Annotated in this window: 14 protein-coding genes and 1 pseudogene; 10 read left to right on the forward strand and 5 right to left on the reverse strand. The window is 59.7% G+C overall.

Translation table 11 applies throughout. The features are described from left to right. Positions 1-4: 4 nt before the first annotated feature. The 6 genes from trbL to HJB89_RS21210 all read left to right on the forward strand — a co-directional run bounded on the left by trbL (position 5) and on the right by HJB89_RS21210 (position 5,463). Positions 5-1,183 (forward strand): P-type conjugative transfer protein TrbL, encoded by a 1,179-nt coding sequence (gene trbL / locus HJB89_RS21185; protein WP_018516719.1) that lies wholly within the window; start codon positions 5-7, stop codon positions 1,181-1,183. Positions 1,184-1,203: 20 nt separating this feature from the next. After that, positions 1,204-1,866, forward strand: coding sequence for a conjugal transfer protein TrbF (locus HJB89_RS21190; protein ID WP_018516720.1), 663 nt, complete (start codon positions 1,204-1,206; stop codon positions 1,864-1,866). A gap of 17 nt (positions 1,867-1,883) precedes the next feature. Next, entirely contained in the window at positions 1,884-2,693 is an 810-nt protein-coding gene (gene trbG, locus HJB89_RS21195; protein WP_026242322.1) for a P-type conjugative transfer protein TrbG, read from the forward strand. Positions 2,694-2,696: 3 nt separating this feature from the next. Beyond that, on the forward strand, positions 2,697-3,137 hold the full coding sequence (trbH, locus tag HJB89_RS21200; RefSeq protein WP_018516722.1) for a conjugal transfer protein TrbH: 441 nt from the start codon (positions 2,697-2,699) through the stop codon (positions 3,135-3,137). 11 nt (positions 3,138-3,148) lie between these two features. Continuing rightward, the gene (gene trbI / locus HJB89_RS21205; protein WP_018516723.1) at positions 3,149-4,447 is read left to right on the forward strand and encodes an IncP-type conjugal transfer protein TrbI; all 1,299 of its coding nucleotides are present in this window, start codon (positions 3,149-3,151) and stop codon (positions 4,445-4,447) included. 311 nt (positions 4,448-4,758) lie between these two features. Then, complete coding sequence (locus HJB89_RS21210; protein ID WP_221150506.1) at positions 4,759-5,463, forward strand: autoinducer binding domain-containing protein; 705 nt, start codon at positions 4,759-4,761, stop codon at positions 5,461-5,463. Between the two features lie 3 nt (positions 5,464-5,466). Here the strand turns inward: HJB89_RS21210 and HJB89_RS21215 are convergent, their stop codons facing one another. Continuing rightward, complete coding sequence (locus tag HJB89_RS21215) at positions 5,467-5,790, reverse strand: transcriptional repressor TraM (protein WP_018482034.1); 324 nt, start codon at positions 5,788-5,790, stop codon at positions 5,467-5,469. Positions 5,791-5,995: 205 nt separating this feature from the next. Between HJB89_RS21215 and HJB89_RS21220 the strand changes: the two genes are divergently transcribed. From HJB89_RS21220 to HJB89_RS21235, 4 genes and pseudogenes are all read left to right on the forward strand, one after another. Continuing rightward, positions 5,996-6,208 carry a helix-turn-helix domain-containing protein gene (locus HJB89_RS21220; protein ID WP_018482035.1) on the forward strand — a complete coding sequence of 71 codons (213 nt, stop codon included), beginning with the start codon at positions 5,996-5,998 and terminating at the stop codon, positions 6,206-6,208. Positions 6,209-6,247: 39 nt separating this feature from the next. Then, a pseudogene (locus HJB89_RS21225) lies at positions 6,248-6,532 on the forward strand (DUF433 domain-containing protein); the annotation flags it as partial. A 258-nt stretch (positions 6,533-6,790) separates the two neighbouring features. After that, entirely contained in the window at positions 6,791-7,408 is a 618-nt protein-coding gene (locus tag HJB89_RS21230) for a type IV toxin-antitoxin system AbiEi family antitoxin domain-containing protein (RefSeq protein WP_026242323.1), read from the forward strand. Continuing rightward, entirely contained in the window at positions 7,401-8,270 is an 870-nt protein-coding gene (locus HJB89_RS21235; RefSeq protein ID WP_018516728.1) for a nucleotidyl transferase AbiEii/AbiGii toxin family protein, read from the forward strand. The genes HJB89_RS21230 and HJB89_RS21235 overlap by 8 nt, the downstream gene beginning before the upstream one ends. A gap of 234 nt (positions 8,271-8,504) precedes the next feature. On the opposite strand, the gene HJB89_RS21240 is transcribed toward HJB89_RS21235, so the two are convergent. Genes HJB89_RS21240 through traA form a run of 4 tightly spaced genes read right to left on the reverse strand, consistent with a single transcriptional unit; the run spans position 8,505 to position 14,181 of the window. After that, positions 8,505-9,122 carry a TraH family protein gene (locus HJB89_RS21240; protein WP_018516729.1) on the reverse strand — a complete coding sequence of 206 codons (618 nt, stop codon included), beginning with the start codon at positions 9,120-9,122 and terminating at the stop codon, positions 8,505-8,507. Between the two features lie 16 nt (positions 9,123-9,138). Further along, entirely contained in the window at positions 9,139-10,305 is a 1,167-nt protein-coding gene (locus HJB89_RS21245; RefSeq protein ID WP_018516730.1) for a conjugal transfer protein TraB, read from the reverse strand. Next, positions 10,295-10,858 carry a conjugative transfer signal peptidase TraF gene (gene traF / locus HJB89_RS21250; protein WP_018516731.1) on the reverse strand — a complete coding sequence of 188 codons (564 nt, stop codon included), beginning with the start codon at positions 10,856-10,858 and terminating at the stop codon, positions 10,295-10,297. Before traF ends, HJB89_RS21245 begins: the two co-directional genes overlap by 11 nt. Then, entirely contained in the window at positions 10,855-14,181 is a 3,327-nt protein-coding gene (traA, locus tag HJB89_RS21255) for a Ti-type conjugative transfer relaxase TraA (protein WP_018516732.1), read from the reverse strand. Before traA ends, traF begins: the two co-directional genes overlap by 4 nt. Between the last annotated feature and the right edge of the window lie 119 nt (positions 14,182-14,300).

Raw genomic sequence — 14,300 nt, forward strand, 5'->3', positions numbered from 1 at the left:
AACCATGACGAGACTTCATCAGCTACGGGTCGCCATGCTCGTTGCCGCGTTCGCGGTGATGGCGACCCAGCCGGCGCTTGCGCAAGAAGGGTCAGTTTTGACCTCCCTCCAGAGCCAGATCACTACCGCCGCGAAGGGGTGGGAAAGCACCGTCATGGACGCTGCGAGATCTCTGTTCTGGATCCTCGCAACGATCGAGATCGGCATAGCGGCCGTCTGGCTGGCCATCCAGTCAGCCTCGCTGGATAGCTGGTTCGCCGAACTGGTGCGGCGGATCATGTTTGTGGGCTTCTTCGCGTTTGTGCTAGCGCAGGGACCCACCTTCGCCAAGGCGGTCGCAGACAGTCTCTTCCAAATCGGCGCCGGAGGAGGGACGGCATCACCAGCTGACGTGTTCAACGCCGGGCTCGCAGTTGCAACGAAAATGTCGGAAAAGGTACAGTTCGGCCTCTTCGAAGACAATGCTCTCGCAATCTCGGCAGCGTTCGCGATGGTCGTGACAGTCATCGCATTTTCTCTGGTCGCAGCGATTTTCGTGTCGGTCATGGTCGAAATGTATATCGGGCTGCTGGCCGGCATGATCATGCTCGGCCTTGGTGGATCGTCGTTCACCAAGGATTTTGCAGTCCGCTACCTGGTCTACGCCTTCTCCGTCGGGATGAAGCTCATGGCCCTTGTGATGATCTCTCGCATTGGTTCGGAAGTGTTGATCGGCCTCGCCAACCAGCCCGATATCGGCGACCAGTTTCAAACCGCTCTTGCCGTCGCTGGAATTGCCGTCGTTGTTTTCATCATCGCCATGTACGTCCCGAACATCATCCAGGGCGTCGTCCAGGGCGCATCGGTCTCCGGTGGCATGGAGGCAATCCGGCACGGCGGGCAAGCGGCGTCCTTCGCCGCCGGTGCTGGTTTCCTCGCCGCCGGCGCTGCCGGTGCGGGCTTCGCGGCTGCGCAGGCGGCCCGCGCCGCAGGCTCCTCGGTCGCAGGTGCTGCTCTTCGCGGCATGGGTGCGAGCTTCAGTTCCGGCGCGCAAGCAGCCGGATCCGCCGCGAAGGAAAAGGCAATCGGCTCTCCGGGCGCTTATGCCGGGTCCATTCTCGGACTTGCCAATGCCAAGCTCGATGAGCATCGCGGCGGTCATAGCGCACCGAAGCCTCCTCCCGAACGCAACGACAAACCGTAATCGAGACAAGGGAAGAATAAATGGCAGCGAACCGCGCCCCGGAAAACCCGTATCTTGCCGCCCGCCAGGAATGGAGCGAACGCTATGGCTCCTATGTGAAGGCCGCAGCCGCATGGCGCATCGTGGGAGTCCTCGGTCTGGTCATGGCCGTCATCGGCTTCAGCTACGCGATGTATTTGAGCACGCAGGTGAGGCTCGTGCCTTACATCGTCGAGGTCGACAAGCTCGGGACGGCAGTCACGGCAGGCTTCCCCGAGCAGATCGAGTATGCCGATGTCCGCGTGGTGCGCGCCACACTCGGCAACTTCATTACAAGCTTTCGCTCGATCACGCCGGATGCGGTGGTGCAGAAGCAATATATCGACCGTACCTACGCCCTTCTGCGCACGTCCGACCCATCGACCGAGAAGGTCAACACCTGGTTCCGGGGCAACTCCCCGTTCGAGAAGGCGAAGTCTTCGACCATTGCCATCGAGGTCAACAACATCGTCGCGCTTTCGAACCAGACCTATCAGATCGACTGGACGGAATACGAGCGGGACCGAAAGGGCAAGGAAACCGGCATGCGTCGTTTCCGCGGCATCGCGACTGTGACGCTCACCGCGCCACAGGATGAGGCGACGATCCGCCTCAATCCGATCGGCCTCTATGTCCGGGATTTCGACTGGACGGCACAGCTTTAAGGGCAGGGATACTTTCAATGAAAAAAACGGGATTGATCGCAGCCGCCGGCTGCATAGCCGGACTCTTGCTTGCCGCGGGCGCGCAGGCGCAAAGCATGACGAGCAACGAGGTGAAAGGAACAAATCTTTCCAGGAAGTGGCGCGGCACGCCGGGACTGGTCACGACGGGACCGGACGGAAAGGTGATCTTCTTGTTCGGCGAAACTCAACCTTCCGTCGTCTGCTCGCCTTTACAGGTCTGCGACATCGAACTTCAGGGTGGCGAGATCGTTCGCGACGTCCTCGTCGGCGACACCGTGCGCTGGAAGGTAGAGCCGGCCACCTCGGGTGCGACAGGCGGACAGGCCATCCATCTAATCGTCAAACCATCTGAGCCAGGGCTTCTCACCTCGATGGTCGTCACCACGTCACGTCGAACCTATCACATCCAGCTCAAATCCCATCCCAGCCAGTACATGGCGCGCATTGGCTTCGAATATCCGGAAGACGTGTCCACCAAGCTCGCCGACATAAACGCCCGTCTCGAAACGGGCGGCATTCCGGGCACAGCGCCGGAGCTGAACTTCTCCTACTCGGTGAGCGGGAGCGCGCCCTGGAAACCGAAGCGGGTCTATTCTGACGGGGTGAAGACCTACATCCAGTTCCCGAAGTCGATCTCCGGTCAGGATGCACCTGTGCTCTTCGTCGTTTCCGGCGGTCAAAATCGCATCGTCAATTACCGGATGAAGAACGACATGATGACCGTCGACTATGCGATCGACAAGGCGATCCTCGTTTCCGGCGTCGGTTGGCGGCAGCAGAAGATCACCATCCGGCGGGGAGGCTGAACCATGCGGAAGCTATTCGCATTCTTCATCGCGGCCGCGCTCCTCTCCGGCTGCCAAACGGCCGACGACGCACTGACCACCAGCTCGACGCCGGTGGCCGTCACCGGACCGGCTGCAAGCGCCATCGCCGGCGACATGGCAAGCCGTCTGGCTGAACAGATCGGCCCGGAGGGTGCTACGACGACGATCAAAATGAAGAAGGACACGTCGGACTTCGCGACCGCCCTCGAAGCCGCCCTGAAGGGATGGGGCTACACGGTCGTCACGGACGGCAAGATCGCCAAAGACGTCAAGCCGATCGAGCTTTCCTATTCGATCGAGGGCTTTGACGGGCAGGTTTTGGCGCGGCTTTCGACGTCATCCATCGCTCTCGGCCGCGCTTACACGCCGACGGCGGCGGGTGCTGTGCCGGCCAGTTCCCTTTCGATCATGCAGCGCAACTGACGGAGATTAACATGGTCCAGTCGCTCCAGCTTGGCACCTCTAGCCAGGCCGACGATCAGCAGGGCATGAGGCGGCTCAACCGCCTGCCGATCATCGTCGCCATCACCGTCATCGTGCTGTTCGTCGGCGTCGTTGTGATTGGTCTGTCGCTGCGCGGGCTTTCCTTCCATCGTGGCGACATCGAGAGCGCTTCCAACAGCCCTGCGACCAGTTTCGGCGACCAGCTTAAGCGGGGTGTCACGGACGGCATTATCGGTGACCCAGAAAAGCAGGAGGTGTTTCAACCGACACCCGTCGTGGTCGAGAAAAAGGAAGAGCAGGATCCGGTCGTGGATCGCCATCCAGTGGAGCGACAAGATCGCCGACAAAGGCTCGAATCCGAAGAGGAATGGAAGGCTCGCCTGAAGCGAGAGCAGGATGAACAATATATGCGCGAGGCGCAGCGGCAGCGGATGGCGCGTCTCCAAGCTCGTTCCACGGCGCTCGATTCGCCGCTCAAGGTCGACATTTCCGATGTCGAGAAGGCTGCAAGCTCGACCAATGACACCGGCCACCAGCCGACAAATGCCGTGGCGAACAGCGCCTCCGACCTTTACGCCGCGGCCATGAAATCCGGCCCGCCGGGAGAGAACGTCGATCAGAACGGGCAGACGTCGAAGGAGGATTTCTTCAATCAGGACATCAAGGATCTCGGCTACCTGCCAAACCAGGTGGTGCCGCAGATGTCACCCAATGAATTGAAGCGCGGTTCGGTCATCCCAGCGACATTGATCACCGGCCTGAATTCCGACCTGCCAGGGCGCATTACAGCTCAGATCAGCCAGAATGTCTACGACAGTGCGACCGGCTATCGCCTTCTCATCCCGCAAGGCGCAAAGCTGTTCGGCCGTTACGATTCCAAGGTGTCCTTCGGCCAGGCGCGCGTTCTTGTCGTCTGGACCGACCTCATTTTTCCGAATGGGTCTACACTGCAGATCGGTGGCATGGCCGGCACGGACGCCGAAGGATATGGCGGCTTACAGGACATGACCGACCGCCATCTCTCGAGGACGTTCGGTTCGGCGGCGCTAACGGCAATCATCGGGACCGGGATCGATATGTCGATGCCTGAGAGTTCGACGCTCGCGACGCAGGACACCGCCTCGGATGCAGCTCGGCGGAATTTTGCCGAGTCATTCGGACGGGTAGCGGAAGAGACGATCTCGAAGAATCTGAACGTTCAGCCGACAATTCGCATCCGGCCGGGCTACAAGTTCAACGTCCTGGTCGATCAGGATATTGTTTTTCCATCTGTCTATAGCGGCCGCTAACCAGGTAAAGGATCCTCAGATTTTCGCGACATCACTGAACGTCGCAAGGTCATTCCGCGTGGCGACGCAGGTGTGACTAAAATTCTCTACAAAAATCATCGTCTTTAGATCAGAAAGAGTTGAATACTCGGCAGAGGTGAATAGACCTAAGCGAGGCAACGAACGTGGATCTGCTTCGCGTAGAAGCAACTGCCGTATCGTCCAATGTCCCATGTGGCTCCGGCTAGCCGAACGGTGGCAACCGGTACCTCGCGGCGTCAGAACGGCGCGACGAGTGGGAGGCTTGCACCGTCGCAAAAGGAGAAAAGTTAGTGGACGGTGACCTTCGCTCTCTCATCGATATGACAGAAGCCGCGCATGATGAACGTATGATCAAAAGTGCTTTGAAGACATTTGCGCACGCATGTGGCTTCGACCGTTTTGCTTATCTGCAGACCGAGGGGTTGGAAATCCGCACATTCAACTCCTATCCGGAGGAATGGCAGGGCGTTTATCTCGAAAGCCAGTACTCCCGCATCGACCCGGTCGTTACGGAAGCCAAGCGTCGCATGGAAATGTTTTCCTGGACGGCCGACGATTGGCCCGCTCGTGGAACATCCGAACTCAGGCGTTTTCGGGACCAGGCGATCGATTACGGCGTTCGGAGTGGGGTGACGATTCCCGTCGAAGGAAGTTTCGGGTCGACGATGATGCTGACATTTGCATCCTCAGCGCAGACGGCTGCCGTTAAAAAGCTGCAGGATGCGCAAAAAGCGATTCGCGCGGTTCTGGCGATCCATTACCGCCTGAAAATCATAGCTGCGAAGACGATTGTCGCTCCGAAACGGTTGCTTTCACCAAGAGAAGCAATGTGCCTCATGTGGGCGGCAAAGGGCAAAAGCGCTCCGGAAACCGCAATGCTGACCGGGATCAACCCGAGGACAGTGCAGCACTACCTTGATAAGGCGCGCGAAAAGCTCGACGCAGCGACCGTTCCGCAACTTGTCGCGATCGCCAAAGACCACGGTCTGGTATGAGCGTCATTCTTCGCCATCTGGGGCAACTTCAGGGATGTAACCAAGCGCATCGATGATTTCCGACAGCACCTCCTGCTGGGCCTCAGATTTGTTCTGACGCGCGACGTACTCATCCTGCAGACTTTTTAGTACGGCACCGGAAACGGACGGATCGCCGCTCGCGCGAGTCCATTCCTCGTAGACAGCTTCGTCGGCGGCAATAAGATGGCGGTGCTCACGGATTGCGGCAACCGCCAGCACCTCTAGTTGTGACTCTTGCATCGAACTGTAGCGAGATGGTCTTTCTTGTTTTTCATTGTTTATCTCGGACGAGTCTGCGTCGTTCATCCCATTTCTTCCCTAGCGTCTTTCTTTCACCGCTCAAAGACCTCGTGAGCACTATACCGTTTAGGCGTTGGATGCACGGCCAGTGATCGTATGCCTTATGTGCTCTCGATGTGGATGATCGGCCGGACGAGTAATAACACATGGCAGTACGAATCGGAACTATAGTTCCTGGAACGATAGTTCCGATTACGGTTCCTCTCACGTCATGGATCTCAAGGAGGTCATGGCGATTAATCTGCGTCGGATACGTCATGGTAAGCAACTGACGCAGGAGGAATTGGCGCATCGTACAGGCCTGAGCGTGCGCCATATTGGAGCTATCGAGCGCGCCGAGATGTCTGCGACGGTCACCGTCCTTGGTCAGATCGCAGAAGCCCTGAGCGTTGACCCGGCCGAGCTCGTGACGAAATCACGATAACCGGCAAGTCTCGACTGAGCTTGCCCATCGTACTCTCCTTCTGAAGATGCAGTGATTGGCGGCGAGCCGGTCTTCAAGGGGACGCGGGTTCCGGTGCGAATGGTTGCCGCTATGAAGAAGCAAGGCGCCGACGCCATAGAGATCGTTGAAGGCTATCCAGCTCTCACGGCGCGCATGGTAGATCTCGCAGAAATCTGGGTAGCGGCTCATCCTACCAGTGGGCGGCCACGAAAGTTATCGGAGCAGGGACTGTAGGTGCAGTCGATAAACCGCTTGCCTCTCGACAAGGCCGATACTGGAAGACCTTCAGGGAAGGCTTCGTAAAGCGCCAGGTCGATGAATGCCTGCACTATCCCTCGTGGCCGTGGCTCAAGATCATGGCCACGAATGCTTTCACGTCAATTGGCTAGGTCCGTCGGCAAGGCTACATCTTTACTCTTGGCGACCACTGGATTTGTCAGCTCTCATCCAATCGAGGCAATTATTCGTGGTGAAGAATTCACAAAGCGAGGGCTTTCTCGACCTCAGGGATGTGATACAAATCCTAGGATAATAGATCCAATTCTCCGAGCTTTTATATCAATGCCCATTCCCGTCACGCAACGCCAAATTGCCCGCACCGTGCTAACTGAGCGCGGAATAGCACGTTTGGTGGAACTGCGGAACGCAGGTGTGACGGCTGCCACCATGAGCCGAATGGAACGAGATGGTGAAGTGCTCCGGCTTGCCCGCGGTCTTTATCAACTTCCTGATGCGCAGCTCGACGTCAACCACAGCCTGGCGGAGGTTGCCAAACGCGCACCCAAAGGCGTTATCTGCCTCGTTTCGGCACTGGCGTTCCACGGCCTGACAGATCAGCTCCCAGGACAAATCTGGCTTGCCATAGGCCGTAAGGACTGGGCTCCGAAACTGGACGGCCCCGCTATGCGCATCGTGCGTTTCACAGACGGCCTTCTCAACGAAAGCGTCGAACCCCATGTCATTGAAGGCGTTCCCGTGAGGGTCTTTGGAATTGCCAAGACAATTGCCGATTGCTTTCGCTATCGCAACAAGATCGGCCTTTCGGTAGCGATAGAAGGGCTGCAGGAGGCGCTGCGGCAACGAAGGGCTACTCCTGGCGAAATCGCCAACCAGGCCGAACGCGGTGGCGTCGGATCGGTGATCCGGCCGTATCTCGAGGCGCTGACCGCCAATGGCTAAAGAAATCAGAAACGTCGGCGCCTCGGTGCGCGCCCGCCTGTTGCAACTCGCCAAGGCAAGCGGGCAAAGCTTCGATCTGGTCCTGACGCGTTTTGCTCTTGAACGGTTATTGTTCCGGCTTAGCCAGTCGCCCCACGCCGGTCGCTTCGTTCTAAAAGGGGCGATGTTGATGATGAGTTGGTTCGACAATCCGCACCGAGGCACGCGCGACCTCGATCTTTTGGGTTTCGGTGATCCGAGTCCGGACCCGATGCTTGAGACATTTCGGGGAATTCTGGCGCAAGAGGCCGACGATGGCGTTACGTTCGACGCTGATACGCTGCATGTGGATCGTATTCGCGAGGCATTGGATTATGGTGGGCTCAGGCTGCGGGTGATCGCTTCGATCAGCGGAGCCCGGATTAACCTGACGATCGACATCGGTTTTGGCGATGCGCTTGAGCCTGGGGTGGAGGTTTTGGATTATCCTTCCATGCTCGATTTTCCGATGCCGCGGCTTCGGGCCTATGCGCGAGAAACGGTCATTGCCGAGAAGTTCCAGGCAATGGTGATGCTGGGGCGAGTAAACAGCCGCATGAAGGATTTCTACGACATCTGGATCCTCAGCAGGTCTTTCGACTTCGGCGATGATCGGCTGGCGCGCGCAATAGCCGCTACCTTTGATCGCCGCGAGACATCGATCCCCATTGACCTCCCCGACGCCCTAACGGACGCCTTTGCCAAGGACCAGCAAAAGCAGCGGCAATGGCGAGCTTTCGTTGAAGGCGTTGCACACAATCCTGGCGATCTGACAGACGTCATCGCGGAGATTGCCACATTCCTGATGCCGCACGCGGTTGCGGCTGCGAGGCTGGACGAATGAGCGGTTTGGTCGCAACCACGCGAGTTCATGGCTCAGCGAACAGAAATCAGATCCTGTCGGGTTTTTTATCGGGCAACTCCATAGCTGGAACCCGTCAGTATGCGGTTTCTTACTGGCTCGCTGCCATTACAACCACGGACCAGGCATCTGGAAGCACAGTAATTTCATGCTTTGGAGTCGCCTAAACTTTGGGTTGGCCGGAACATGCCTCGCCAATGCGAGGTGAACTCAACGCTATTGCTGACCACCGATGCGGGAAAGATCGATCCGTATCCCCGCATGCCTAACATCCTGCATCGTCTCTGGCTGTACGTCTTTCGGCGTCGCTTCCTCGCCATCCACTGACTCGGCGGGACGCGTCTCATCGCTTTGCTGCGGCGCTTCGATGGGTATTCCAGGATCCTCCGCCTGAAACACACTCACGCCCTCGAACTCGCCGGTTTTCCATGCGTAGACTGCGTCATCAAAAATCTGCGGGAAGACATCTTTGCTCGTGGGGTTGCCATACCATTTCGCAACGATCCTGAGGACCTTGGCGAACATCGCCGTGCCTTTGCGGAGGTTTTGGCAGGCATCGACAAGGTCAGGTTCCAGATCCGCCGGCTCCGTTACGCCAACGCCAGCGGGAAACTGCGTCAGGCCGACGCGGACGACGGCCTGACCAGCGTATTGGCGGACGATCGCCATCGCCTCCTCGGCCGATGTCGCCTTCGGCACAAGGATCAACCGGCCGCCTGATTTGACGGTAACAGCGAGGGGATCACCCGAGCCCGCTGCCATCACAAATTGCTCCACGATCGCGGGCGTGAGGGAAGGGTCCGCGCATTCTTTTATCAGGACGGCGTCGAGCATGGTGTCTCCTAGACAGTCAGGTGTTGAAGGCAATAACAAGCGGTTTGGCGAAGAGCTTTGCCCATGCGGTGGCAGCGGCGCGCTGAATGGCGACGATCGACGTCCCTTCGGTCCACCACCCGTTTCCCACGGCGACGACAAAATCCGGATCGTGGAGCATGGACTGGAGGATCGGCCAAACGATCAGTTGCTCGTAGCAGATCAGCGGCGCTGCCCGGCTGGCACCGATCGGAACGACCGGGTTCGCAAAAAAATCCGCCCTGGCACCGCCACTCTCCCCGAACAAGAAACGCCACGGCTGCCACATCGAGCCGGGAACCGGCATCCGTTCGCGATAGAGGATGCTACTTCCGCCCTTCCTGTCGATCGCGACGAGGACATTGTCGTAGCCGGTGGCATCGAGCACCGTTGCGCCGGCGATGACCGTCGCATCGGTATCGTCGGACGCGCTTTTCCAAAGCCGCTCCACGGTCGGCGTCCAAAAGCCGAGCGCAGTTTCCGGCAGCACCACAAAGCGTGCGCCATCGCTGGCCGCATTCCGCACCGTTGCGATCAGGTCACGCTGGCGGTGAAGACCGGCGTCCCGACCGAGCGAAGCGCCCAATTCGAGGTCGACACCGCGCCAGCCATTGGGTAGACCCGGCTCGGTCCACGATGCGGCGGACCACAGCCAAAGGCCTGCGAAGGTAATGGCGACAGCTGGCCAAATGCGGGTTACGAGGCCCGCAATGCCAGCTGTCATGAAGCCAAGGCCCCACCATCCCAATCCCGGGAACAGAGCACCCGCAGCCGTAACTGGATGAGCCCAGCCCGTGACACCGAAAGGCGGGATCGACATGATGATGGCCGCCAGAAGATAGCGAAACGGACGAACTCCGCTGTTCTTCGTCCAGAGGACCGTATGCACGGCAACGAAGCTCAAAGACGCACACAGCCAGAGCAGAAGGCCCCGCCAGATGTCCGACGAATAGAAGGCGGCCACGCCTTGCGGCAAACCACGTGATGCGGCCAGGAAATATCCGGCGGAGACAAGTGCCGCCACTAATCTCGTTCGCGAGATCGACCACAGAAGCGGAAACCCCAGCGCGACGGGTAGAAGCAAAACATGGCCGCTCCAGCCCACCACGCCGATTGCGATCGAAACGAATATCAGCAGCGCCGGCCGAAGGTAATCACGGCACATAGGTGAACACCTCCTGCGCCAGCCCGAGAATGCCGGAGATCGGTACCGGGCCAAAATATCGGGAGTCATAGGAGCCGGGGAATGCGGAATGCAGGAAGACATATCCTGGCGGTACGATGCCGCTCGGAAAGGGCGTCAACGGCCGGCCTTTTCCATCTCGTAGTGCGAGACTGGAAGAGGAAACTCCCCACCCATCCACGCTCACGCTGACGCCGATTTCGATATGCTGTCCTGCAACGGCGATCACTGTCTTGATCAACGGTGCGACCCCGCCCGGGCAGGAACCAGAACGGAGATAGCCTCGTGCCCTCGCTGCCCGCATCGCCGCCGTTTCCGGCGGGCAGATGAACAGGAGGTCGTCGACTGCTGCCGGTCGATGAAGCGGGATGATGCGCCACAGGCCGAGTGGCTCGCTCGGTGTCAGATTGATGCGGTAGCCGCCGGCGACGGCAGTCACCGCCAGCAGGATGGCGGCCACCGCCGCCATCGACAGAACCACAATGGCTCGTCGTTGCTGCGTGGTCATCGACCGGCGGGTTGCAGCCTCGGTCATTTCAGCGAGAGCCCTTGGCTCTTGGTTTGCCGCAGCGTCTCGGCCTGCTTCAGCGCTTCGGTCGTACGCTCGTGAGAGCTAAGTTGCTGGACCGTGCGCATGGAATTCCACGCAGACTGGACCTCCGCCTTCTGGCCGGCCGTCATGCCCGATGTGATAGTCTCGAAGGTCTTGCCATCAGTGTCTTTCCCAGCCAGAGGCAGGAAGGTCCGTTCCCCGAAACGTTCGGAAACCGCCTTGGCAAAACCTTCGAGTTCGGCCTTCACCATTTTGTCGGCGAGCGCGTATTCGAGGCCAGCCGGAAGATCGTTGCGATCGATCGCATCGCGCACGCGTTCGAGCGTTCGCTTGGCAGATGGGGAGAGCGCCGGGATGTCTACCGAAACCTTGAGCCGGACCGCGCGCTCCTCCGTCTCGTGTTTGAATTCGGCCTCGGCCCGCTCACGAAGGTAGCGTTCAAGATTTCGGGCGAGCGCCGGTACATTGGCGAGCGCTTTTTCCCGGTCCTGCTTGTCGCCACGGCTCGCGCGAAGACCGGTCTTGCCCTTGAGCGCGCCAAAGCTCTCCGGCTCGCCGGCAATCCTTGCCAGGGTGGACTGCGCGACCGACTGGTCCTTCAACATGGTATCGACATTGATCGCCTTGAAGGCAGCTTCCGGCTTCGCGTAGACAAGCTGGAAGCGGGTCGAGAAGTCCTCCCATTGCTTCTTGAGCCCGGGATCGGCGGCGAGCTTGTCTTCGACAGCCTGGTCGAGCGATTTCGGGAAGGTGGTGATGCCTGATACCATGGGCTTGGCCTCCTTGATTGTGTCCGGGATGGAGTGTTTGTTGCTGCCGCGAACCAGTCCTAGCGCCGCGCCGATGGCGGCAAGACGTGCGCCGAGATCGGCGAGCTTTTGTTTCTGCCGGACGGTCCATTCGAGCCGATCGCGAGCGATCGTGCGGGCGACATTCATGAGGTGCAGGCCACGCGCCTCGGCAAAGCGCAAGGCTTGGCCGTAGAACGACGCCTTCTCGTAATCGAGGCTGGTTTCCTTGGCGTTCCGGCGCGACAGGATCGGTATGAGGCCGCCGGATTTCGCGAAGGAGCGACTGCCGAAATAGACGGCGAGATCCTCACGATGGCGCGTCATGGCGACATAGGTGAGATGCCGGTCCAAAGAGAGGGAAGCAAGCACCTTCACCCGGTCGACGGTCGCGCCCTGGCTCTTGTGGATCGTCGTTGCATAGCCGTGATCGAGATTGTTGTAGAAGCGCTGCTCGATCATGACCAGGCGACGATGTTCCCCTTCGCCGATCTCAGCGACGATCCGGCCGGGTGCAGCCTCAAGCACCTTTGCGAGCATGCCGTTCTTGACGCCAAGGCTGCCCTCGTTCTTGAGGAACACGATCTGGTCGCCGGTCGCGAACATGCGGGTTCCGTCCTCTGTCTTAAACGCAAATCCGTCTGCGACGACGCCGCGCTCGACCAGCTTGGCGCGGGCCATATCGTTGAGCTTTCGGACGTCGCGGCGAAGGTGTGAGAGGATCAGGCTGGTCTTCGAAGGGTCGTAGTCCCGATCCCAAGCTGCGATCAGGTTTTCGACGGCCTCGTCCTTCAGTCTCAAACCAATCATTCGACCATGGGCGGTGTAGGCGTCGACAGCCTTGCGGACATTGCCACGAGCGAGATCGAGCGAGGCGTCGCGCATCCATTGGTCACGCTGCCGGTAGATCGTCTCGAGTTCAGCATAGCCGATGCGATCGGCGATCGTACGGAAGGCGGCGCCTGCTTCGATCGGTTGAAGCTGTTCCGGATCGCCGACAAGGACGAATTTGGCGCCGGCCCTGGTGACGGCTTCGACGAAGAGCGCCATCTGCCGTGACGACACCATGCCCGCCTCGTCGAGTACGAAAACAGTCTTGTCGTCGAGCTGGTTGCGACCCTGGTTCCAGCGAAGCTCCCACGACGACAGCGTGCGGGAAACAATGCCGGCTTCCTTCTCCAAACCTTCGGCGGCTTTGCCAGCCAAGGCTCCGCCGACCACACGATAGCCGGCCGTTTCCCACGCTTCGCGCGCAGCCTTCATCATCGTCGTCTTGCCGGCGCCGGCGCGGCCGATGACAGCGGCAATCCGCGAGGCCCCGGCGACATGCTCGATCGCCGTTCGCTGCTCATCCGATAGACGGGAATGGCGCGCAAAGGTCGCCTGCAGCACCGCCTCACGGACGCCATGGGAGGCGCGACCGGAGAGCCAAATCGCGCGATTGGCCATCTCAGCTTCAAGCCGGATCATCTCGCGCGTGGTGTACTTTGCGGGTGTCCGAATACCTGTCGCAAAGTTGATCCGCTCGCGTTCGAGCCGCAGCGCTTCCGGACTTCGCAGAATGCGGACCATCAGACTTTGGAACAGAGCGACATCGTCGATATAGCGATACAACACCTTCGCAACATCGCGTTCGTCGAAGACGCTCTTCTCCTTCGTGATCAGGTCGAGCACGATCTCGGGACGGCGCTGGATGCGGCGGGCATTCTCGCTGCGGAGCTCCTCCTGAAGCTCGATGCGTTCGAGTTTGGGAGTCGAGGTCTCCGACTTGCGGTCGGATTGCTCGGCCTTGCGCGCGATGGCTTTGGTGCCGACGCCGAGGTGAATAGTCGGCTCCAGGGGAATACCTTGCTTTTCGAAGGAACGGCCATCGATGCGGATATCGAGGCCGGCAAGCGCCAGATGCTTATTCTGGCAGTCAAACCAGCCGTCGCGAAACGCATTGAAATCCTCAGTGCTACCGGCCCACAGCTCATAGACGATTTTGCCGGCGTCATTTCGGATTGGCTTGGCGTCCGGGCCGAGCACCGCGACCTTCTTCGAACCGAAACCGTCTTCGGTCAGCGGCCGCAATGTGGTCATGAGGTGGACGTGAGGATTGCCGTTGGCGTCGTGATAGACCCAGTCGGCGACCATCCCCTTCGCGGTGATGTGCCGCACCACAAAGTCGCGCATAAGCGCGATGTTCTGCTCGGCCGTCAGCTCGAGCGGCAGGGCTGTGGTGACGTCCTTGGCGAGCTGCGCGTCGGATCGCTTCTCGAAGCCCTCCACTTTGTTCCAGAAGGCCTCGGACGCGCCGGCGACCGAGCGATCGGCAATCATGCTGCGCACCCATTCCGGCGCGTCGGCAGGGATCACGAACTCCTCATGCAGGAGCCCCTGCTTTCGCGTGTAGTCGATCGTCCGGGCTTCCCGCTCGAACTCCATCTTGGCGCAGTGCCGGTAGGCAGCCGACAGGACGGCACTGCGGCCGGAGCCACGGGCGACGACGCTGACGGAGAAGTGAGGGACGGCCACGGCGGAGTTCTCTCCCGGTTGCGAACGAAATCAATATGTTCGTCGGAAGCGGGTGGCCCGGACCGGGTCTCAGCAAGGGCGTCGCGTCAGCGACGTATAATTGCGCCCTTGGAAGCCGC

The organism is Rhizobium sp. NZLR8, from assembly GCF_019685025.1.
In the GTDB taxonomy this organism is placed as follows: Bacteria; Pseudomonadota; Alphaproteobacteria; order Rhizobiales; family Rhizobiaceae; genus Rhizobium.

Bases quoted from the DNA above. Each gene is read 5' to 3' on its own strand.
- HJB89_RS21240 (WP_018516729.1), bottom strand. From the start codon at position 9,122: ATGCTCGACGCCGTCCTGATAAAAGAATGCGCGGACCCTTCCCTCACG.
- HJB89_RS21230 (WP_026242323.1), top strand. From the start codon at position 6,791: ATGCCCATTCCCGTCACGCAACGCCAAATTGCCCGCACCGTGCTAACT.
- traF (WP_018516731.1), bottom strand. From the start codon at position 10,858: ATGACCGAGGCTGCAACCCGCCGGTCGATGACCACGCAGCAACGACGA.
- HJB89_RS21245 (WP_018516730.1), bottom strand. From the start codon at position 10,305: ATGTGCCGTGATTACCTTCGGCCGGCGCTGCTGATATTCGTTTCGATC.
- trbG (WP_026242322.1), top strand. From the start codon at position 1,884: ATGAAAAAAACGGGATTGATCGCAGCCGCCGGCTGCATAGCCGGACTC.
- HJB89_RS21215 (WP_018482034.1), bottom strand. From the start codon at position 5,790: ATGAACGACGCAGACTCGTCCGAGATAAACAATGAAAAACAAGAAAGA.
- HJB89_RS21220 (WP_018482035.1), top strand. From the start codon at position 5,996: ATGGATCTCAAGGAGGTCATGGCGATTAATCTGCGTCGGATACGTCAT.
- HJB89_RS21190 (WP_018516720.1), top strand. From the start codon at position 1,204: ATGGCAGCGAACCGCGCCCCGGAAAACCCGTATCTTGCCGCCCGCCAG.
- trbI (WP_018516723.1), top strand. From the start codon at position 3,149: ATGGTCCAGTCGCTCCAGCTTGGCACCTCTAGCCAGGCCGACGATCAG.
- HJB89_RS21235 (WP_018516728.1), top strand. From the start codon at position 7,401: ATGGCTAAAGAAATCAGAAACGTCGGCGCCTCGGTGCGCGCCCGCCTG.
- trbL (WP_018516719.1), top strand. From the start codon at position 5: ATGACGAGACTTCATCAGCTACGGGTCGCCATGCTCGTTGCCGCGTTC.
- trbH (WP_018516722.1), top strand. From the start codon at position 2,697: ATGCGGAAGCTATTCGCATTCTTCATCGCGGCCGCGCTCCTCTCCGGC.